15 protein-coding genes and 1 riboswitch are annotated in these 19893 nt (G+C 73.9%); of the genes, 10 read left to right on the forward strand and 5 right to left on the reverse strand.

The window, feature by feature from the left end:
- Positions 1–6: 6 nt before the first annotated feature.
- Positions 7–73, reverse strand: a riboswitch (guanidine-III (ykkC-III) riboswitch).
- 92 nt (positions 74–165) lie between these two features.
- The 7 genes from BMY89_RS01425 (at position 166) to pspM (ending at position 6377) form a co-directional block, all read left to right on the forward strand.
- Positions 166–1089, forward strand: coding sequence for an ornithine cyclodeaminase family protein (locus tag BMY89_RS01425; protein WP_092373762.1), 924 nt, complete (start codon positions 166–168; stop codon positions 1087–1089).
- A 57-nt stretch (positions 1090–1146) separates the two neighbouring features.
- A complete protein-coding gene (rimO, locus tag BMY89_RS01430; protein ID WP_232520996.1) occupies positions 1147–2697 on the forward strand; it encodes a 30S ribosomal protein S12 methylthiotransferase RimO in 1551 nt (516 codons plus the stop codon).
- Between the two features lie 71 nt (positions 2698–2768).
- Positions 2769–3362, forward strand: a complete 594-nt coding sequence (gene pgsA, locus BMY89_RS01435; protein ID WP_092375332.1) for a CDP-diacylglycerol--glycerol-3-phosphate 3-phosphatidyltransferase — start codon at positions 2769–2771, stop codon at positions 3360–3362.
- Between the two features lie 57 nt (positions 3363–3419).
- Positions 3420–3944, forward strand: coding sequence for a CinA family protein (locus BMY89_RS01440; protein ID WP_232520997.1), 525 nt, complete (start codon positions 3420–3422; stop codon positions 3942–3944).
- Between the two features lie 125 nt (positions 3945–4069).
- Entirely contained in the window at positions 4070–4525 is a 456-nt protein-coding gene (locus tag BMY89_RS01445) for a helix-turn-helix domain-containing protein (protein WP_092373764.1), read from the forward strand.
- 183 nt (positions 4526–4708) lie between these two features.
- On the forward strand, positions 4709–5575 hold the full coding sequence (locus tag BMY89_RS01450) for a PspA/IM30 family protein (RefSeq protein WP_092373766.1): 867 nt from the start codon (positions 4709–4711) through the stop codon (positions 5573–5575).
- Positions 5576–5597: 22 nt separating this feature from the next.
- Positions 5598–6377 carry a phage shock envelope stress response protein PspM gene (pspM, locus tag BMY89_RS01455; RefSeq protein WP_092373768.1) on the forward strand — a complete coding sequence of 260 codons (780 nt, stop codon included), beginning with the start codon at positions 5598–5600 and terminating at the stop codon, positions 6375–6377.
- Between the two features lie 185 nt (positions 6378–6562).
- Here the strand turns inward: pspM and BMY89_RS01460 are convergent, their stop codons facing one another.
- A complete protein-coding gene (locus BMY89_RS01460) occupies positions 6563–10216 on the reverse strand; it encodes a hypothetical protein (protein ID WP_092373770.1) in 3654 nt (1217 codons plus the stop codon).
- A gap of 260 nt (positions 10217–10476) precedes the next feature.
- Positions 10477–11277 carry a DNA-formamidopyrimidine glycosylase family protein gene (locus tag BMY89_RS01465; protein ID WP_092373772.1) on the reverse strand — a complete coding sequence of 267 codons (801 nt, stop codon included), beginning with the start codon at positions 11275–11277 and terminating at the stop codon, positions 10477–10479.
- 108 nt (positions 11278–11385) lie between these two features.
- Here BMY89_RS01465 and BMY89_RS01470 point away from each other — a divergent pair, with 108 nt between their 5' ends.
- Positions 11386–12582: a hypothetical protein gene (locus tag BMY89_RS01470; protein WP_232520998.1), complete on the forward strand. Its 1197-nt coding sequence runs from the start codon at positions 11386–11388 to the stop codon at positions 12580–12582.
- 84 nt (positions 12583–12666) lie between these two features.
- Here BMY89_RS01470 and BMY89_RS01475 read toward each other — a convergent pair whose 3' ends face one another.
- Entirely contained in the window at positions 12667–12909 is a 243-nt protein-coding gene (locus BMY89_RS01475) for a CPCC family cysteine-rich protein (protein WP_092373775.1), read from the reverse strand.
- 55 nt (positions 12910–12964) lie between these two features.
- Positions 12965–13843, reverse strand: a complete 879-nt coding sequence (locus tag BMY89_RS01480; protein WP_092375337.1) for an SAM hydrolase/SAM-dependent halogenase family protein — start codon at positions 13841–13843, stop codon at positions 12965–12967.
- A 139-nt stretch (positions 13844–13982) separates the two neighbouring features.
- Between BMY89_RS01480 and BMY89_RS01485 the strand changes: the two genes are divergently transcribed.
- Positions 13983–14618 (forward strand): hypothetical protein, encoded by a 636-nt coding sequence (locus BMY89_RS01485; RefSeq protein ID WP_092373777.1) that lies wholly within the window; start codon positions 13983–13985, stop codon positions 14616–14618.
- Between the two features lie 19 nt (positions 14619–14637).
- Here BMY89_RS01485 and BMY89_RS01490 read toward each other — a convergent pair whose 3' ends face one another.
- Positions 14638–19191 carry an ATP-dependent helicase gene (locus BMY89_RS01490; RefSeq protein WP_092375341.1) on the reverse strand — a complete coding sequence of 1518 codons (4554 nt, stop codon included), beginning with the start codon at positions 19189–19191 and terminating at the stop codon, positions 14638–14640.
- Between the two features lie 195 nt (positions 19192–19386).
- Here BMY89_RS01490 and BMY89_RS01495 point away from each other — a divergent pair, with 195 nt between their 5' ends.
- Positions 19387–19767: a hypothetical protein gene (locus BMY89_RS01495; protein WP_092373779.1), complete on the forward strand. Its 381-nt coding sequence runs from the start codon at positions 19387–19389 to the stop codon at positions 19765–19767.
- Positions 19768–19893: the final 126 nt, after the last annotated feature.

Genomic DNA, 19893 nt, shown 5'->3' on the forward strand with positions numbered 1-19893 from the left:
TCAACGCACGGGGCGTCTTGACCTGACCGGGTACGCCCACGACTCGTCCGGGACGGCCACGCGGGCCGCCGCGACCGACGGTAGCACCGGGCGGGCGGCCCGGTCCGGGTGAATCGGATCACCCGGGGTAGACCTCAACCTTGCTTCACCCTGCACGATGTATCCATGACCGTGCTCATCTCCGACTCGGAGGTCGCCGCCGCGCTGGACGCCCCGACCACGGTGGACGCGATGCGTCAGGCCCTGCTCGCCGCATACGACGGGCGGCTGGTGGCACCGCCCCGGGCCGGTGCGCCGCTCGACGGCGGCCGGCTGATGCTCACCGCCGGGCACCTGGTCGGACAGTGGTACGGATACCGGTCGTACGACACGTTCGGGCATCCCGAGACCGAGCAGGTGGTGGTGCTGCACGACGGACGCACCGGCGCGGTGCGGGCGGTGGCCGTGGGGGCGGAGCTGGGCTCCCGGCGTACCGGCGCGTTGGGCGGGGTCGCGGTGGACGTCCTGGCCCGGCCGGACGCGGCCACCCTCGGGGTGATCGGCTCCGGTGCACAGGCGTGGACCCAGGTCTGGGCCGCGGCGGCCGTGCGACGACTGCGTGAGGTGACCGTGCACAGCCGCTCCGCCGCGCGGCGGGAGGCGTTCGCCGCTCGGGTCCGGGCCGAACTCGGTATCCCGGCTCGCGCCGTGCACACGGCCCGGGCAGCCGCGCACGACCGGGACGTGGTGGTGCTGGCCACCACCAGCCCGGAACCGGTGCTGACCGCCGCCGACCTGAGTCCCGGCACGCACGTCAACGCGGTCGGCTTCAAGCAGCGTGACCGCTCGGAGTTCGACACCGACCTGCTGGACGCCGCTGCCGTGCTGGCCAGCGACTCGCTGGCACAGGCGATGTCCTACACGCCCCCGATGCTCGCCGCGCAGCCGCCGTACGCGTCCCGGCTGCGCCACCTGGGCGCGGTGCTGGCCGGAGCGACGTCCGGCCGCACCGACGCCGACCAGATCTCGGTCTTCTGCTCGGTCGGTCTGGCCGGCACCGAGGTCTTCCTGCTCGACCGCCTGGTGGGGATCCTCGCTCCGGCACGCTAGGCCGTCCCGGCCGCACCCGCCGTTGCCGGAGCCGCCAGAGCCGCCCGGTACCCTCGGATGGTGTCTGCCACCTCCTCGCCCGACAACTCCAGCTCGGCGCGTCTGGCGCCGCGCCGCGACCTGGAGCAGTCGCCCGACAACTCCAGCGCCGACGGCCGTCGGGTCGCCCTGTTGACCCTGGGCTGTGCCCGCAACGAGGTCGACTCGGAGGAGCTGGCCGCCCGCCTGCACGCCGACGGCTGGCAGGTGACGACCGACGGCGAGGGCGCCGACGTGGTGGTGGTCAACACCTGTGGGTTCGTGGAGAAGGCCAAGCAGGACTCCATCCAGACGCTGCTGGCCGCCGCCGACACCGGCGCGAAGGTGGTCGCCGCCGGCTGCATGGCCGAGCGGTACGGCCGGGAGTTGGCCGACAGCCTCCCCGAGGCCCAGGCGGTGCTCAGCTTCGACGACTACCCGGACATCTCCGCCCGGCTCGGTGCGGTCGTGGCCGGCCAGGAGTTCGCCGCGCACACCCCGCGTGACCGGCGCGAGCTGCTGCCGCTGACCCCGGTCGCCCGCCGCGGCAGCGCGGTGTCGCTGCCCGGGCACGGCCGAGGCACCGACGTCGACGAGCACACCCCCGCGCACCTGCGTAAGGTGCTGCGCCGCCGGCTCGACAACGGCCCGGTGGCCTCGCTGAAGCTGGCCAGTGGCTGTGACCGGCGGTGTGCGTTCTGCGCCATTCCCGCCTTCCGGGGGGCCTTCGTCTCCCGTACCCCGGACGAACTGCTCGCCGAGGCCGAGTGGCTGGCCAAGAGCGGCGTCCGGGAGCTGGTCCTGGTCAGCGAGAACTCGACGTCGTACGGCAAGGATCTCGGCGACCCCCGCGCCCTGGAGAAGCTGCTGCCGCAGCTCGCCGCCGTCGAGGGCATCGTCCGGGTACGGGCCAGCTACCTCCAGCCGGCCGAGACACGGCCCGGGCTGGTCGAGGCGATCGCCACCACGCCGGGAGTGGCGGCGTACTTCGACCTGTCGTTCCAGCACTCCAGCGAGCCGGTGCTGCGTCGGATGCGCCGTTTCGGCTCCACCGACCGTTTCCTGGAGCTGCTGGCCGCTGCGCGGGCGCTGGCGCCGGAGGCCGGGGCGCGGAGCAACTTCATCGTCGGTTTCCCCGGCGAGACCCGGGCCGACGTCAACGAGCTGGTCCGTTTCCTCACCGAGGCCCGGCTCGACGCGATCGGCGTCTTCGACTACAGCGACGAGGACGGCACCGAGGCCGCCGGGCTGCCCGGCAAGGTCTCCGCCGCCACCGTCAAGCGCCGGTACGACAATCTCAGCGCGCTCGCCGACGAGCTGTGTTCGCAGCGCGCCGAGGATCGCCTCGGCTCGACGTTGGAGGTGCTGGTCGACTCGGTCGACGACGGCGTTGTCGAGGGGCGGGCCGCCCATCAGGCGCCGGAGGTGGACGGTTCGACCACGCTTGTCGCACCGGACGGCGGCGGGGTCGACCTGGCTGCGCTGCGCCCTGGTGACCTGGTCCGGGCCACGGTGACCGGCACCGAGGGCGTGGACCTGGTCGCGGTGCCGGAGGAGATGATCTCGGCGGCTCCCGGCGCGGCGCGGTGACGGCCGACCAGGACGAGGCGGGGGAGACACGACGTGCGATGCCGGGTGCGCCCACCGAGCGGAGCGGGCGGATGACCGGGGCGACGGAGTCGACGCCGGTGCCGGTGGTGGCCCGGGTGCCCGTGGTCAACGCCGCCAACGGCCTGACCGCGCTGCGGCTGCTGTTGGTGCCGGTCTTCGCGGCCTCGGTGGTCGTCTCGGGCATGACGCACGGCGGGTGGCAGGTCATCGCCTGCGTGATCTTCGCGGTCGCCTCGGTGACGGATCTGGTCGACGGCTGGATCGCCCGCCGGTTCGGGCTCGTCACCGCGGTCGGCAAGGTGGCCGACCCGATCGCCGACAAAGCGCTCACCGGCGCGGCCCTGCTGCTGTTGTCCTGGTACGACCGGCTGCCGTGGTGGGTGACGGTGGTCATTCTGGCCCGTGAGCTGGGCATCACGGCTCTGCGGTTCTGGGTGATCCGGCGGGGCGTGATCGCCGCGAGCCGGGGCGGCAAGGTCAAGACCGCGTTGCAGATACTCGCCATCACCTGGTACCTGTGGCCGATGCCGGCGACGCTCGCCGCCATCGGTCCGTGGATCATGGGGGCGGCGGTGGTGGTGACCGTCGTCACCGGCTTCGACTACATCGCCCAGGCATTACGCCTGCGCCGCGCCCGAGGCTGACAACCCGATCGGTGTTGCGGCGCGTACCGCGCCGGAAACCCGGGAAGGATGCAGATCATGGGTGTGCGGGAGGCCGAGGGGGCGATGGGCAGCGCGGCGGCGGGGGTGGTGCACCGCCTTACCGAGCGACAGGAGACGGTCGCTACCGTCGAGTCGCTGACCGGCGGGCTGCTGGCCGCCACGATCGTGGAGATCTCCGGGGCGAGCGCCGTCTACCGGGGTGGTCTGGTGGTCTACGCGACCGAGCTGAAGGAGCGGCTGGCCGGCGTACCGGCGGCGCTGCTGGCCGAGCGTGGCCCGATCGACCCGGACGTGGCGGCGGCGCTCGCCGAGGGCGGGCGGCGACGCTGCGGGGCCGACTGGGGCCTGGCCACCACCGGAGTGGCCGGCCCGGAGCCCCAGGACGGCAAGCCGGTCGGGATGGTCTTCGTCGCCGTCGCCGGCCCGGACGGCACCGAGGTGCGACAGCTCGACCTGGTAGGTGGGCGGGACCGGATCCGCGGCGCCGCCGTGACCGAGGCGCTGCGCCTGCTCGCAGAGCACGTCCAACTCTCGGGCACCGGACGCCCTGCCGTCGGGTAGCCGGGCGGGGCGGGATGTCGTGGCGGCGCGCAACGGGTACGGTTGCGGGAAAGCTTCGACAGCCGGAGCCGGTGCCACCGCCGGACCGGATGGCCGGGCGAACTGTGTCCCTCAGGGGAGGTGCGATGGTCCTGCTACGCCGGGTGATCGGTGACGCACTGAGGGCGCGCCGGCAGGGGCAGCACCGCACGCTGCGCGAGGTCTCTTCCGCCGCCAACGTCAGCCTCGGCTACCTGTCCGAGATCGAACGCGGCCAGAAGGAACCCTCAAGCGAGCTGCTCGCCGCGATCTGCGACGCGCTGGGTGCTCGCCTCTCCGAGTTGCTGCGCGAGGTCAGCGACACGGTCGCGTTCGCCGAGCAGTTGCCGGGCGTGCTGGTGCCGGTGCAGGACGAGCCGGCCGATTCGCCGGTCGCCGCCCCGGTACACAAGGCCACCGGCCGAGGGGTGCGGCAGGTCACCTCGGACGGCTCGGTCGCCGTCTCCGCACGCCAGGACTCCCCGCTCAAGGCCACCCTGCGCAGTGCCCGGGTCCGTCCCGCCACGGACCGCACCGATCGGGACGTGGTCTGCGCCGCCTGAGACCCATCGGCCCGATGGTCGTGGTGGCCACCGCCGCGTAGGGTTGATCGCGGACGTCCCCTCTCGTCGGTACGGATGCCGTACTGGCGCCCGGCTGGGACGATGGTTGCACCATCGTCGGCGGCCGAGCTGGGACGCCGGGTGGGGCAGGCGCAGCGACGTGATTGAGGGGATACCGCGGAGATGGCGAACCCGTTCGTCAAGGGGTGGAAGTACCTGATGGCGCTCTTCGGCGCCCGACTCGACGAGCACGCCGACCCCAAGGTGCAGCTCCAGCAGGCGATCGACGAGGCGCACCGGCAGCACCAGGCGCTCGTCCAGCAGGCCGCCGCGGTGATCGGCAACCAGCGCCAGTTGGAGATGAAGCTGTCTCGGCAGATGTCCGACGTCGAGCGGTTGCAGGCCAACGCCCGTCAGGCGCTGGTGCTGGCCGATCAGGCCCGGGCCAAGGGTGACGAGGCGGAGGCCGGGCGTTACGAGCAGTCCGCGCAGGCCCTGGCCACCCAGCTGGTCTCCGCGGAGCAGTCCGCGGAGGACCTGAAGACCCTGCACGACCAGGCGCTCGGCGCCGCCGGGCAGGCCCGCAGGGCGGTGGAGAACAACTCGATGATCCTCCAGCAGAAGCTCGCCGAGCGCGCCAAGCTGCTCAGCCAGCTGGAGCAGGCCAAGATGCAGGAGAGCGTGGCGGCCTCGCTGGAGTCGATGTCGGCGCTCACCGCCCCCGGCAGCACCCCCACCCTGGACGAGGTCCGCGACCGCATCGAGCGCCGCTACGCCAACGCGATGGGCCGGGCGGAGCTCGCCGGGAACTCGACGGAGGGCCGGATGCTGGAGATCCAGAAGGCGACCCTGGACACTGCCGGATCGGCCCGACTGGACCAGATCCGGGCCAGCATGGCCGGTGAGCAACTCGGCGCGGGCACCGAACGCGGTGCCGTGGCCGACCAGTCGGCCGCGCAGACCGGTGACCCGGCCGTGGCCCGGCTCGATGAGATCAGGGCCAGCATGAGCCGCGATCGCGGCACCGGCGACACCACCGCCGCTGGCTGAGCGCAGCGGGCGAGGAGGCGACGTGGCAGACGAGCGCACCCGTTACTTTCGGCGGCTGAGCAAGCTGCGTCGCTCCGCCCGCCGGTGGAGCGTCCTGGCCGGCGGGCTCGGCGGCGCGACGATCGTGCTGACCCCGTACGCCGGCATCGGGCTCGCCGACGCGGCCTGGGCCGCCGCCGCGGGCGCCGCGACCGCGTTGGCCGGCTGGCGCTGGGTCGACCTGCGCGCGCTGGCCGCGCAACCCGCCCCGGCCGCGCTCGACCCGGCTCAGGCCGCCGCTCGCTCCCGGGCCCGTCTGGTCGCCGCCGTGGAGCGGCTGCCCGCCGGGGCCGGCGTGGTGGCCGAGGTACGTCGGGCCCGCAGCCGCAGCGCGTTGCGCGGCACCAGCGCGGCGCAGCCGTGGGAGCGCCTGGACCGGGCCGCGTCGACGATGGCCGGGATGGCGGGCCGGCTGACCGGCCTCGCCGAGCCCGCTGTCGCCGAGGCGGCCACTGCCGAGCAGTCGCTGCGTGAGCTGGCCAACCGGGTGGCCAGCGTGGAACGCGCGGCCCGCTTCGCGCCGCCCGACGCCCGGGCGCCGCTGGCCGAGGCGCACCAGGCGCTGACCGGGCAGTTGGAGTCGGGGGTGGGCGCTTACGAACGGCTGGTGGTGGCCGCCGCCGGTTACCTGGCGCAGGAGTACCGGCCGGAGCTGGAGCATCCCGCCGCCGCCCGGCTCACCGAGGCCACGGACCTGTTGCACGGCTTCGCTTCGGCGCTGTCCGAGCTGCGTGCCGTGGGTCGCCCCGCCGCCACCCCGTGACCGCCGGCCGCGCCACTCTCATCCCCAATCCGTTCTCATCCCCAACCCGTTGATCAAGAGGATCTGGTCGGGATCCTTGCGTTCCACGACCCAAACTTCTTGATCAACGCTGACCAATGCCGATCAACGCCGAGCAGCGCTGAGCAGCGCCGACGACGCCGAGCAGTGCCGGGCTGGGTGGGTGGTCAGGGTGGGGTGGTGATCGGGATGGGGCCGGTGAACGGGGAGGCGCCGACAACGTTGAACGAGCGGATCCGGTAGTGGTAGGTGACGCCACGGGCCAGGCCGGTGTTGGTGAAGCCTCGACCAGTGACCGTGAAGGTGGCCAGTTCGCGGCTGAAGGCCGGGTCCAACGCCCGTTCCACAGTGAAGCCGGCACCCTGGCCGGTGGGGGTGCTGGCGGCCCACCCCAGGACCACGGTCGCGGTGTCCGGGCCGGGTGCGCTGGTGGCGGCGCTCAGCGCGGTCGGAGTGCCGGGCGCAGGCGGGGTGCTCACCGTCGCCACCGTCGACCAGGGTGAGGCGGCACCGAGGTAGGTGGTCCGCACCCGGTAGTAGTACGTGGTGTCGGGTGCGACCGCAGGGTCGAGATGGTTGTCGCCGACGCTGATCGCGGTGGTGCCCGGCCCGCTGGTGAAGGTCGGGTTGGTGGCCCGCTGCACGTCGATCCCGGTGGCGAAGGATCGGTTGGCCCAGCGCAGCGCGACCCGCAGCGGCGCGGCGGGTGGGATGGCTGCGGTCAGCCGGGTCGGTGCGGTGAGCTGCACCGCCGCCGGAATGCTGTTCGACCAGGTGGAGCAGCTGACCGCGTTCTCCGCCCGGATCCGGTAGTGGTAGGTGACTCCGGGGGTGACGGTCGCGTCGGTGTAGCGGGTCGCCGTGGCCGCCACGGTGATCGTGGTCAGGCCGTCGGTGAACGTCGCATCGGTGGCACGTTGCAACAGGTGGCTGGTGGCCGGTGCCCGGTTGCCGCTGCCGTTGCCGGTCCAGGCCAGGGTGATCGCGGGCAGGGCGGTCGCCGAGCCGGGGGCCGGGGCGGCGGTGAGCCCGGTCGGTGCCCGAGGCGAGACGCGGACCACCAAGGGCCGGTACATGCCCTGGTCGCGGTGGCCGGCCGCCCCGCTCGACCAGCCGTACTCCCAGCCCAGGTTGACCAGCTGGTTGACCACCCCCGTCGGCCGTCCGTCGATCGGGCTGACCGGGGTGGATCCGATGCGCGCGCCCGCCGGTCGGGTCGGGTCGAGCAGCCGTACGCTGTCCCCGATCTTGAACGGCAGGACCGGTGCCTCGGGTCGCAGCGCGAGCAGCACGTCCTCGCCCGGATCCACCCGGACGATCTGCTTCCAGCCGAGCTCACCCGGGTGCGGCGGCCGGATCGTGCCGTCCCGGCCCACCCGGCCGACCACCTGCACGTCCAGCCCGTCGAAGCGCACCGGATGGCTCTGCCGGCCGGTGCCGCGTACCCGCCAGAGCTGGCTGCCGTCGCCGGGCGCGCCGACCGCAACGGCCGGATCGCAGACGTGCAGCACCTCGGTCGGCGGATCGGTGGGACCGAGCGGCAGGGTGGCGCCGTGCAGCGGTCCGGCCATCGGGTGCGCCACGCCGAGGCGGCCGGTGAGTCGGCCGTGGTCGGGCTCGAAGACCTGCCGTACGGCCTTGACCTCCAGCGGCAGTTTCACCGGCGCGGTGCCGCCGGCCGCGATGAACTCGACCGAGGTGGCGTGCACCGGCATCCGGGTCGGGCCGGTGGTGGTGCCGAAGCAGGAGTCGTACGCCGGCGCGGGCACGACCGGGGGACGTTGGCTGGTCGCGTACGCGCCGGGCAGCCGTTCCCGCAGCCGGCCGAGGTCGTACGGCTCCGCCGGGGTGCCCGTCACCCGTAGTTGCAGCAGGGTGCGGGTGTTCGGACCGTACCCCGGGACGGTCGAGGGTGCGCCACCCTCGGCGGTGCGATCCGGCCCTGCGGTGTACTGGTCGTACCGGGGGTCGAAGCAGGGTAACGGTGCGGGGCAGTCGTTGTAGAGGATCAGTGTGCTGCCGGGCGTGACCGTGGCGAGGTCGACCAGCACGTCGGCCCGCTCGCCGGGGGCCAGCAGCAGCGCGTGACCGTCGACGTTGAGCACGGTCGGGTCACGCCGGTCGTACCGGAAGCCGATCGGCTGGTTCGGGATCACCACGGGCGCCGGCAGCAGGCCGCATTCGTTGCCGATCCGGATCATCTCGGGCCCGGCCGTCGTCGGGTCCGGCACGCCACCGGGCCGGCCGTCGGTGGGCCAGCCGACCGGGCGGCCCGGCGTACGGGCGGCGTCCACCATCGGCACCTCGCCGGCGTCGGCGTCGGCCAGCCGGCCTTCCGCCGTCCACATCGGCGCGTCCGAGGCGGCCCGGTACAGCTGGAGGTTGAGCCAGCGGTCGGTGCAGGCGTTGAGGATGTGCCACCGGTGCAGCCGGGGTTCGACCTCCAGGTACGGGTAGGCGGCACCGTTGACCAGCACGGTGTCGCCGTACGCGCCCGGCACCGCGCTCGGGTGCGGCACACCCGGCGCCTCCGGCGGCTCGTCCGGGTCGGTGACCGGATCGTGGTGCGGGTTGGGCACCGCGGTGGCGGGCGCGTCCGGGGCGACGCTCGGCGCGGTACCTGACCACTGGCCGTAGTCCCACCGGCCGGTGGGGTTGCGTCCGTCGAGCCGGTACGGGTTCTGCCGGGGCTGGTAGACGTGTGGGTGCCAGAGGGCGCCCCGCGAACCCCAGCGGTCCCGGTCCCAGGTCGGATCCTGGGTGGCCAGTTGGGCGTCGTCGGGCACGAACGTCTTGTCCTCGAAGACCAGCGGTAGCGCTTCGGCCGGCAGCAGCCCGTCGGCGATCAGCCGCTCCTGCGTCTCGTCGGTGAGCAGGTAGAGCGCGAGTTGGCCGGAGTGGATGGTCAACCGGGACAGCCCGGCGGTGTTGTCGTGGAACCAGAGCAGCCGTCCGCTCTGGTCGTTGGGGAAGTAGAGCGTGGTGGCGCCCTGTCCCGGGTGGGCCATGTCGGGGACGTGGGCCAGGCCGGCGCCGGTCGGGTAGGGGGTGATCTCGCCCGCCGGGGTGATCCAGTGCCAGGGGTTTCCGGCGCTGATCCAGCCGGTGTGCGCGCCGCAGAGGTGCAGCACCGCCCGGTTCTGCGGGAAGGGTGCCGGCCCGCCGAGGGGACCCGAGCCGGCACCGGGCACGGTCGGGTCGACCGGCAGGAACAGGTCGCCGGCGGGGCCGGCGGGAAGCTGGTTGATGAACTTGATCCGCACCGGCCGGCCTCGTCGGGCCAGCACGACCGGGCCGAGGTGCCAGGGCCGTGGCGGCGGGGCGACGGTGTTGTGCCCGTCGACGTCCGTGCCGAGGTTCAGCTGCCGGTAGCCGCGAAGGCGGGTCGCCGGCAGGTCGCGGTGCAGGCGCTGCGCGTACTCCTGAAGGCCGATCTCGTAGTAGTCGCAGCCGGGGTGGGTGATGGTGTCCGGCACTGCGACGGGCAGGTGGGCGCCGAGCGGGGTCTGTCCCAGGATGCCCAGGCCGGGCAGCGGGTCGACGAACTTGCGCAGCCCGGTGCCGGCCAGCACCGCGCCGTCGTCGCCCAGGACCGGCAGCGGGCTGAACGCGTGGTTCGGCACCGGGCCGAAGCAGCGGGGCGCCGCCGCCGGATCGAGGCTCGCCGGTGCCGGTGCCTGCAGCGGTGCCGGTGCCTGCAGCGGCGGCCGGGGTGGTGCCGGCGTCGGGGCGGTGTCGTCGAGGTCGGCCGGCATGTCGTCGAGGACGGCGCGGGTGGCACGGACCAGCCAGGTGGACCGGAGTCTGCGGAACACAGCCATGGCTCTCCCGGGGATCGGGGCGCGGCGGCCACCACCCCGACGTGGCAGCGCGGGCGCGCGGTGTTGACGTTCCGTGAGCCCTCAACCGCAGCATGCGACGCGGGTGGTCGGTTAGGAAGGGCCCAATCGTCCCTATCTGCCGATCTTCCGGCGTGTTGTCCGCGCCACTCCGATCCGGTCGCGTGGCTGGCCGTCCACCGCCTCGGATCTGCCCAGGCCGTCGCGTGGAAGATGCATGGCGACAAGATCGCCCGAGTCGGTCAAGGGATGCCCGGCTGGCAGGTGGGACACCAGTAGGTGACCCGTTCGCCCAGCTCCTCCTTGCGGATGGCGGTGCCGCAGCGTCGGCACGGCTGGGCCCGCCGCCCGTACACGTAACTGGTCTGGCCGCGTCGCAGGGACCCGGTGCTGCTCTGCGTCCACCGGCCCCGGTTGGCGGCGAGCAGCGACTGCGCCAGCGTGACCAGGCCGGCCAGGTCGGGCACGTCGCGTACCGGCGTGCGGGGATGGATGCCGCGCAGGAACAGCACCTCGCACTTGTAGAGGTTGCCGACACCGGCCAGGTTGCGCTGGTCGAGCAGGGCCACGCCGACCGGGGTGTCGGGGTGGGCGGCCAGCCGGCGGGTGGCCTCGGCCGGATCCCAGCCGGCGCCGAGCAGGTCGGGGCCGAGGTGGCCGGTGAGGCGCTCCTCCTCGGCGGTGGGCACCAGGGTCACCTCGTGCAGGTGATAGCCCACGGCCGTGGCGACCTCGGCGCGCAGCACCACCCGGATCAGGTGTGCCGGCCGCGCCGTCCAGCGTTCGCCCGGCGCGTACGCCCGCCAGGTGCCGTCCATCCGCAGGTGCGAGTGCAGCGTCCATCGCGACTCGCCGGTGCCGGCGGGGGCGTCCAGTCGGAGCAGCAGATGCTTGCCCTGGCTGGCGCTCTCGCGCACCGTCCAACCGGTGAGGTCGGTGGTGGCCAGTGCGGGCACCCGGAAGTCGCTGCCGGTCAGTCGGGCCCCGGCCAGCGCCCGTTCCAACACGCGGGCGGTGTTCCAGACGGTGTCACCTTCGGGCACCGCACCATTCTTCCACTCGAAGCATATTCACGTGTATCACCATTTGTACGGCGCTTCTCTTCGATCTACTTATATAGGCACTATCGGGGAGTTCTGAGGAGAATGTCGATGAATCATCCCCGTACCACTGTCCTGGCTCTTGCCCTGACCCTCGCCCTCGCCGTGTCCCTGCACCCCACCTCCGCGTCGGCCGCCCGCGTCGACCGGTGGGACGCCGACCTGTCCGTCGTCGACACCGACGACGTCAACGTGCGGCACACCCGTGCCGGCCTCCGGCTGGTCGACGCCCGCCCGCCCGGGGCGCCGGCCCGGCGCAGCGCGGTCGCCGAGGGCATGCTGGTGGCCGCTCCGCGAAACCTCAGTCGGCCGGCTACCCGGATCCGGGCCGAGGTCACCGTCGTCGCCAGATCCGGTGCCACCGCGAGCGTCCAGGTCCGTGGCTGGCGGGCGATCGGCTGGACCGAGTGGCATGACGCCGTTCCCGCGGCCGTCTTCGACCAGCCGGTCCGCCGGGTGCAGGCCCGGGTGGTGCTCACCGGCAGCAGGTCCGGCGCCACCACCGAGGTCCGGGCCGTCCGGCTCACCGCCGACTCCGTCGCCGCCACCGCCGCCACCCCCGGCCTCACCTACCGGGTGTACGCGACCCGGATCGGCCTGGTCGGCGAGGTGACCGCCAACGGGCACACCGTGCGCGCCCGCGACCACTTCGTGGCGCTGCCCTCGCGCCGGGGACTCTCCCCGCGCAACAGCGGCGACTACACCCTGCGGGTCTGCACCACCAACGGCAGCCGATGCGAGTACGCGCCCGTCTGGGACGTCGGCCCCTGGAACACCCGCGACGACTACTGGAACCCGAGCGGGGTGCGGGAGAACTGGAAGGACCTGCCCCGGGGCAGACCGCAGGCGCAGGCCGCCTACCAGAACGGCTACAACGGCGGGCGGGACCAGTTCGGCCGGCTGGTGCTGAACCCGGCCGGCGTCGACCTCGCCGACGGGACGTTCTGGGACGGGTTGCAGCTGACCACGAACGCCTGGGTCGACGTGGCGTACCTGTGGACCGGCACCGGCCCACGTGGTGTGGTCGGTGACGGCCCACTCAACGTGCGGGCCGGCCCCGGCACCGGCTACGCGTCGCGGGGTCTGGCCGCCCGGTACGCCAACGTGCCGCTCCAGTGCTACGTGAGCGGGCAGACGGTCGCCGGCCCGTACCGGACCACCAACCGGTGGAATCGGCTGGCCAGCGGGCAGTTCGTCAGCCACGCGTACATCTCGGCGGTCTGGGGTGGGTCGGTGCCGGTCTGCTGAACCGGCACCTAGAGCCGGGCCGGCGTCCTGCCCGCCGGCCCGGCTCCACGGCCTGCGCGGCCCTCGTCCCCGGTCAGGGCCGGGTCAGGGCAGCTCCTCCGGCCGGGGCGCACGGACCGACTCCTGGTAGCGGGGGTGGCAGGCGCCGTAGACGGCGAAGTTGAGTCGAGCGTGGGACAGGCTCAGATCCCCGTTGGGCCCGCCGCGCACGACGTCGGCGTCCGCATCGGTCTGGCCGTCATCGGTCCAGAAGCAGACCGGACAGGTGCCGCCGCCGGTCCGGTACGCGCAGCAGGGGCAAGCGGCGGGAACCCAGCGATCATCCACTTCGACAGCTTTCCACAGTAGACGTTTCATCCGCGTCGTGCGGGTCCGCCTCGACTCAGGCTATGACCCGGACCCGCAGCAGCGTACCCGGGATCGCCCCGAGCAGTTCGGCGGCGTGTCCACCATTGACCGAGAGCGCGACCCGGCCGGCCGAGTCCACATGTGCCACCAGCGCCCCGACCGGCGCATCGCCGAACGTACGCCCGTGCACGGCGGCCACCTCCCGTCCCCCGCCGCCGGCCGCCGCCTGCGCCGGCCGGTCGTCCGGGGTCGCGTGCTCTGGCCGGTCGTCCGGTGCCGCGTGCTCTGGCCGGTCGTCCGGTGCCGCCTGCACCAGGAGCCGGGCCGGCAGCGGGGCCAGCAGGTCGGCCGGGGCGGCCAGCTGGACGTTGCCGAAGTGGTCCACCGTCAGCACCTCGGCGACGAACCCGTCCGGTCGCCGCCGCACCAGCGGGTCGGGCAGCCGCACCAGCGTCGCCGGGTCGACCGGCGGGCCGGCCTCGCCCAGCGGTGCGCCCAGCGCCAGTCGGGCCGCGACCGGCGCGAAGACGTCCCGGCCGTGGAAGGTGGCCGAGACCCGTGGCGCCAGCCAGCGCGGATTGGTCAGCTCCACCGCGTCGGTCACCCCGCCGAGAGCAACGGCGGCGTCGAGCAGCAGACCATTGTCCGGCCCCACCAGGAACCCCTCGGGCGTGCCCAGCGCGACGCCCCGCCGCGGCGTACCGACACCCGGGTCGACGACGGCCACATGCACCCCGGCCGGCAGGTGCGGCACGGTCTGCGCGAGCACCGCCGCGCCCCGACGGACGTCACCCGGCGGCACCAGGTGGGTCACGTCGATGATCCGCATCGCGGGCGCGAGTCGGGCGATCACTCCGTGGCAGACCGCCACGAACCCGTCGGTGAGCCCGTAGTCGGTGGTCAGCGAGACCACCCCGAACGGTGTCCGGACGTCGTTGGCGGCCCCGCTGGTCACGGCACCGGATCGTACGCCCGGTCCTGCCGGATACGCGACACCGTGCCTGGCCGACCGGCCACTGCCTGCGGCGGAGCGGGTTGGGCAGACTGCCTGGATGAGCCACCGGATCCTGCCCGTCGTCGTCCTCCTGACGGTTACGGGCGCGCTCGCCGCCTGCGGCGGTGGCCCGGACCGGCCGGCGGGACCGAACCCGCCCGCCAGCGCCGCATCGGCCGACGCGGTGCCGTCGGAAGGCCCGGCGAACCCGACCGGGCCAGACGTCGACGCCACCGAACCGACGACCGCAGCGGGACCGGTGGGCCCGGCCACCGCAGTGGCACCGGCGGGCCCGGCCACCGCAGCGGGGCCGGCGGGCCCGACCGCCGATGGCGGCACCGAGCGGCGACCGCCCAGCCCGCCACCGGTGGTGCTGCCGCCACGCCAGGAAGGCGCACCGACCGCCGGAGAGGTCGTCGCGGCCTTCCGGGCCGCCGGGCTCAAGGTGGCCAACCCGCGGGACCGTTCCATCGAGTGTGGACCGGACGGGCTGGGGCTGGGCTGCTCGGAACTCGTCGTCACCGACAACGTGGCCGTGTACGTCTTCCCCGACGAGAGCAGCGCGGGTGACCTGGCCGAGCGGTGGAGCGGTGCCGCCTACCGCAGCGGCACGGTGGTGCTCAACTACCGGTCAGCGCGGACCCCACCCACCGACCGTTCCCGCTACCAGAAGACCCTCGACACCCTGCGCTGAGCTGTGGGCGTGGGCGGGGTCACGGGCGTAGCCGCAGGCCGCGCGGGGTGGTGCGGAAGCCGGCGGCGGTGAGGGCGTCGCGCAGCGGCGACGAGCGTACGGACTCGCCGTCGGCGCGCTCCACCGAGATCGGACCCAACGCGCCGGAGTGGACCGCGTCGGCCAGCGCCTTCCCGGCTGCGGTCAGCGCCTCCTCGTCGTCGGTGAAGGAGAGGATCGTGCGCCCGCCCCGCTCCACGTAGAGCGCCAGGTCGCCGGCGACCAGCAGGACCAGGGCTCCCGCCTTGCGGCCGGCCCGGTGGCCGGTGCCCGACGCCGCCGCCGAGTCGTCGCCGGAGTCGACCGCCCGCTCCGGCCAGGGCAACGCCGCGCCGTAGGGGTTGGCCGGGTCGGTGGCGGCCAGCACCACCGTGACGCCGCCCCGGGCCCGCGTACCGTCGAGCGGCTCGGCCAGGGCACGGATCCGGTCCACCGCGCCGGGCACCGCGAACTGGGCGGCGCCCAAGCCGTCGACGAAATATCCGCGCCGGGCCGCGCCGCGCTCCTCCAGCGCGGCCAGCACCGGGTAGACCGCGGCGAAGCCACCGGGCGCCTGCTCGGCCATGACCGCGCCCCGGGTCAGCACGCCGTGCCGTTCCAGCAGCACGTCGGCGAGCGCGGCGGCGCGGCGGGTCGCATCGGTGTCACGTTCCGGCAGCCGGGACCAGCGGCCGGCCACCGTCGGCGGGCCGCTGCGGCTCGGCAGCGCCACCCTTCCCGGTCGCCGGTAGCGGCCGCGCGCGGCGTTCGGGCGCGCGCGGTGGGCGCCGCCGGCACCGATCACCGCCCGCAGCGGTGCCAAAGTGTCGTTGGTGAGGTGGCCGGCCCAGACCAGGTCCCAGATGACGGCGGTCAGCGCGGCGTCGTCGGTGGCGCCGACCCGGTCGGCCAGGGGACGGAAGAAGAGGGCCTGTCCGTCACCGAGGGCGTCCAGGACCGCGTCGTGCAGGGGCGTGCGGGTGAGTGCGTCGTCCGGCGGCGGGAGCAGCAGCGGGGCGGAGTCGGCGTACGCCAGGCTGATCCAGCCGTCCCCACCGGAGATCGCTCCCGCGCCGGCCCACAGCACCTCGCCGCTGGCACAGAGTTCGTCGAGTTGCGCGGGGAAGTAGTCCGCGACCCGGGCGGGCAGCACCAGGCGTTCCAGGGCCGAGGCCGGCACGGACGCACCCTGCAACTGCTCCACGGCGGCGGCCACCGCCTCCACCCCACGAGCCGAGGAACCGACCTGCTGCCAGCGGGGCAGGAAGGTGGCCAGCGCCCGGGGTGGCACCGGTTCGATCTCCCGGCGCAGCGCCGCGAGGGACCGGCGGCGCAGCAGGCGCAGCACCTCGGCATCGCACCACTGGGTGCCGACGGTGTCCGGCGTGAACTCGCCGGAGACCACCCGACCGGTGGCGGCCAGGCGGCGCAGCGCCTGCTCCACCACGAAGACCCCGAGCCCGAAGCGGGCCGCGCAGGTGCTGGCCGTGAACGGGGCGTGGGTGCGGGCGTACCGGGCGACCAGGTCGCCGAGCGGGTCGGCGACGGGTTCGAGGTACGCGTGCGCGACGCCCACCGGCAGGGCCACGCCGAGTGCGTCCCGCAGCCGGCCGGCGTCCTCGACGCCGACCCAGCGCTCCTGCCCGGCGACGCGGACTCGCAGCACCCGTCGGGCGGCGGCCAGCTCGGTCAGCCATTCTTCGGGCGCGCCGCGCTCGGCCAGCTCGTCGGCGCTCAGGTCGCCGAGCTGTCGCAACAGCTCGATCACGTCCTCGGCGTCGCGGGGCCGGCGCTGCGGGGTGAGCCAGCGCAACTGCCGTTCGGTCTCGGTGAGCACCGTCGGTTCGAGTAGTTCGCGCAGGTCCACCCGGCCGAGCAGCTCGCCGAGCAGCGCCGAGTCCAGGGCGAGTGCCGCGGCCCGCCGTTCGGCCAGCGGCGCGTCGCCTTCGTAGAGGAAGGCGCCGACGTAGCCGAAGAGCAGCGAGCGGGCGAACGGTGACGGTCGGTCGGTCTCCACCTCCACGAGCCGCACCCGACGGCCGGCGAGCTGACGCATCACCTCGGTCAGGGCGGGCAGGTCGAAGACGTCCTGCAGGCATTCCCGAGCCGCCTCAAGAGTGACCGGGAAGTCGGCGAACTCGCGGGCGACGTCGAGCAGTTGGGCCGCGCGTTGCCGCTGCTGCCAGAGCGGCTGGCGGCGGCGCGGGTCACGGCGAGGCAGCAGCAGTGAGCGCGCGGCACACTCCCGGAAGCGGGCGGCGAACAGGGCAGAGGTGCCGACCGACTCCTCCACCAGCTGGGTGATCTCCTCGGGATCGAACGCCACCACGTCGGCGCCGGGTGGGGTGTCGGCGGTGTCCGGCAGACGTACCACGATGCCGTCGTCGGCGGGCATCACCTGCGCGTCCACCCCGTAGCGCTCGGCGAGCCGCCGGCCGATCGCCAACGCCCAGGGCGCGTTCACCCGGGCCCCCAGGACGCTGTGCACGGCGAGTCGCCAGTCGCCCAGCTCGTCGCGGAACCGCTCGACCACCACCGTCCGGTCGTCCGGCAGCGCACGGGTCGCGGCCTGCTGCTCGCGCAGGTACGCCAGGAGGTTGCCGGCGGCCCAGTCGTCCAGCCCGGCGGCGCGCAGCGTGGCCACCGCCTCCTCGTCGCCCTGGCGGAGCAGCGTGCGGACCCGGGTGCCGATCGCCCGGCCCAGCTCCACCGGCCGGCCCGGCTGGTCGCCCTTCCAGAACGGCATCTTGGCGGCCTGACCGGGGGCGGGGGAGACCAGCACCCGGTCAGGCGTGATCTCCTCGATCCGCCAGGACGAGGAGCCGAGCAGGAAGACGTCGCCGACCCGCGACTCGTAGACCATCTCCTCGTCCAGCTCGCCCACCCGGGCGGCGCGTTCCGCGCCGGCCAGGAAGACACCGAACAGTCCCCGGTCGGGGATGGTGCCGCCACTGGTCACCGCGAGTCGCTGGGCACCGGGCCGGCCGGTCAGCACGTCCGTGGCGCGGTCCCACACCAGCCGGGGACGAAGTTCGGCGAAGGCGGTCGACGGGTAGCGGCCGGAGAGCATGTCCAGCACGGCGTGCAGCGCGGAGTCGGGCAGCTCGGCGAAGGGTGCTGCCCGCCGGACCACCGTCGCCAGGTCACCCACCCGCCACTGGTCGAGCGCGACCATCGCGACTATCTGCTGGGCGAGGACGTCCAGCGGGTTGCGCGGATGCCGCAGCTCCTCGATGGCGGCGTCGGTCATCCGCTCGGCGACCACGGCGCAGGAGAGCAGGTCGCCCCGGTGCTTGGGCAGGACCACCCCCCGGGACACCGCGCCGACCTGGTGCCCGGCGCGGCCGACGCGTTGCAGGCCGGCGGCCACGCTCGGTGGTGCCTCGATCTGCACGACCAGATCGACCGCGCCCATGTCGATGCCGAGTTCGAGGCTGGAGGTGGCCACCACCGCCGGCAACTGACCTGCCTTCAGCGACTCCTCGATGTGCCGGCGCTCCTCCCGGGAGACGCTGCCGTGATGCGCCCGGGCGATCACCGGCGGTGCGCCGGCCACCGCGCCGGCCTGGGCCATCAGCTCCGCCGGGAGCCGGGGGCCATGACCGGTCGCGGCCGGCTCCCCTTCGGTCTGCTCCTCGGCGGCGAGCTCGTTGAGCCGGGCACAGAGCCGCTCGGCGCCACGCCGGGAATTGGTGAAGACGATGGTCGAGCGGTGGGCCCGGATCAACCCGAAGACCCGCTCCTCCACGGCGGGCCAGATCGACGCCGACCGGGGGCGGGCCAGATCGTCCTGCGGCGCCTCCTGCTCGTCGAGGCGGGTCATGTCCTCCACCGGCACCTGGACGCTGACCTCGATCGTCTTGGCGGCGACCGGGGCGACCACGTCGACCGGGCGGGCGCCGCCGAGGAAACGGGCGCACTCGTCGAGCGGCCGGACGGTGGCGGAGAGGCCGATCCGTTGTGCCGGGGCGGGCAGTAGCTCGTCGAGGCGCTCCAGGGAGAGGGCGAGGTGGGCGCCACGCTTGGTGCCGGCAACCGCGTGCACCTCGTCGATGATCACCGTCTGGACGCCGCGCAGCGAGTCTCGGGCGGCCGAGGTGAGCAGCAGGAACAGTGACTCCGGCGTGGTGATCAGCACGTCTGGTGGGGTACGGGCGAAGGCCCGGCGCTCGTCGGCGGGGGTGTCCCCGGTACGCATGCCGACGGTGATCTGCGGCGGCGGCAGCGCCAGCCGCGTCGCGGCCTGCCGGATGCCGGCGAGGGGCGCACGAAGGTTGCGTTCGACGTCGACCGCGAGTGCCTTGAGCGGGCTGACGTAGAGCACCCGGCACCGGTGCCTCGGCTCGGCCGGTGCGGGTTCGCGGGCCAGCCGGTCGAGCGACCACAGGAACGCGGCCAGCGTCTTGCCGGAACCGGTGGGTGCCACGACGAGGGCGTGGCGGCCGGCGGCGACCGCATCCCAGGCGCCGACCTGCGCCGCCGTCGGCGCGGCGAACGCCGCGCCGAACCACTCCCGGGTCGCCGGACCGAACCGGGAGAGCCCCGCCGCAGCCATGCTGGAATCCGCCACGACTCCATCCTGCCCCCGGGGACCGACATCCGTCGTCGCCGGTCTGGCGGAGTATGTCTATTTAAGGCGGTACACGCTACTTGACCGTAGAATCCGTTAAGTCTTACTTAACTGCTTGCTTGTGACGGGCAACATAAAGTAACTTCACCCGCGGTGTGCTGGGCGGGTGGAGGAGGTTGGATGGCCGTCGAGGAGCGGAGTTCCGGACCCGGCACCGACGTCCTGATCCGCAAGGTCGACAGCCATGTCGCCGCCCTTCGCACCGGGCTGCACGGCGCCGAGCTTGAGCTGGCCGAGCGGCTCGCCAGCTGCCTGCGGGAGCTGGTCGTCTCCACCGCCCAGGCCAGCGCGGCCGACCGCGCGCAGGTGCGGGCCGCCGTGCACTACTTCGTGCTGCGCCGGGAGAGTCGCGGCCGACTGCTGTCGGTGCGGTCCCTGGCTGCCGCGCAGCGCCTGGTGAACAGGGCGGCGTCGCAGCTCGGCCGGCCCGACCTGATGGTCGAGGGCCGTCCCGGTCGGGGTGCCGCGAGCTCCCCGGCGGACGCCGCCGCCCGGCCCTGATCCGGTCACCCGCCTCCCGATGGTGAGGGCGGGCGCATTTCGGGAAAACCACCCGTAGCGCGCCGAACTGTCGTCTGATCGCTGCTAGGCGCCTGCCCACGCCGAGCGGCGCCGCGGCCACCTCGA

This window comes from Micromonospora phaseoli, from assembly GCF_900109115.1.
In the GTDB taxonomy this organism is placed as follows: domain Bacteria; phylum Actinomycetota; class Actinomycetes; order Mycobacteriales; family Micromonosporaceae; genus Micromonospora; species Micromonospora phaseoli.

Coding starts and splice junctions, on each gene's coding strand:
- BMY89_RS01425 (WP_092373762.1), top strand. CDS start 166: ATGACCGTGCTCATCTCCGACTCGGAGGTCGCCGCCGCGCTGGACGCC.
- rimO (WP_232520996.1), top strand. CDS start 1,147: ATGGTGTCTGCCACCTCCTCGCCCGACAACTCCAGCTCGGCGCGTCTG.
- pgsA (WP_092375332.1), top strand. CDS start 2,769: ATGACCGGGGCGACGGAGTCGACGCCGGTGCCGGTGGTGGCCCGGGTG.
- BMY89_RS01440 (WP_232520997.1), top strand. CDS start 3,420: ATGGGTGTGCGGGAGGCCGAGGGGGCGATGGGCAGCGCGGCGGCGGGG.
- BMY89_RS01445 (WP_092373764.1), top strand. CDS start 4,070: ATGGTCCTGCTACGCCGGGTGATCGGTGACGCACTGAGGGCGCGCCGG.
- BMY89_RS01450 (WP_092373766.1), top strand. CDS start 4,709: ATGGCGAACCCGTTCGTCAAGGGGTGGAAGTACCTGATGGCGCTCTTC.
- BMY89_RS01460 (WP_092373770.1), bottom strand. CDS start 10,216: ATGGCTGTGTTCCGCAGACTCCGGTCCACCTGGCTGGTCCGTGCCACC.
- BMY89_RS01470 (WP_232520998.1), top strand. CDS start 11,386: ATGAATCATCCCCGTACCACTGTCCTGGCTCTTGCCCTGACCCTCGCC.
- BMY89_RS01485 (WP_092373777.1), top strand. CDS start 13,983: ATGAGCCACCGGATCCTGCCCGTCGTCGTCCTCCTGACGGTTACGGGC.
- BMY89_RS01490 (WP_092375341.1), bottom strand. CDS start 19,191: ATGGCTGCGGCGGGGCTCTCCCGGTTCGGTCCGGCGACCCGGGAGTGG.
- BMY89_RS01495 (WP_092373779.1), top strand. CDS start 19,387: ATGGCCGTCGAGGAGCGGAGTTCCGGACCCGGCACCGACGTCCTGATC.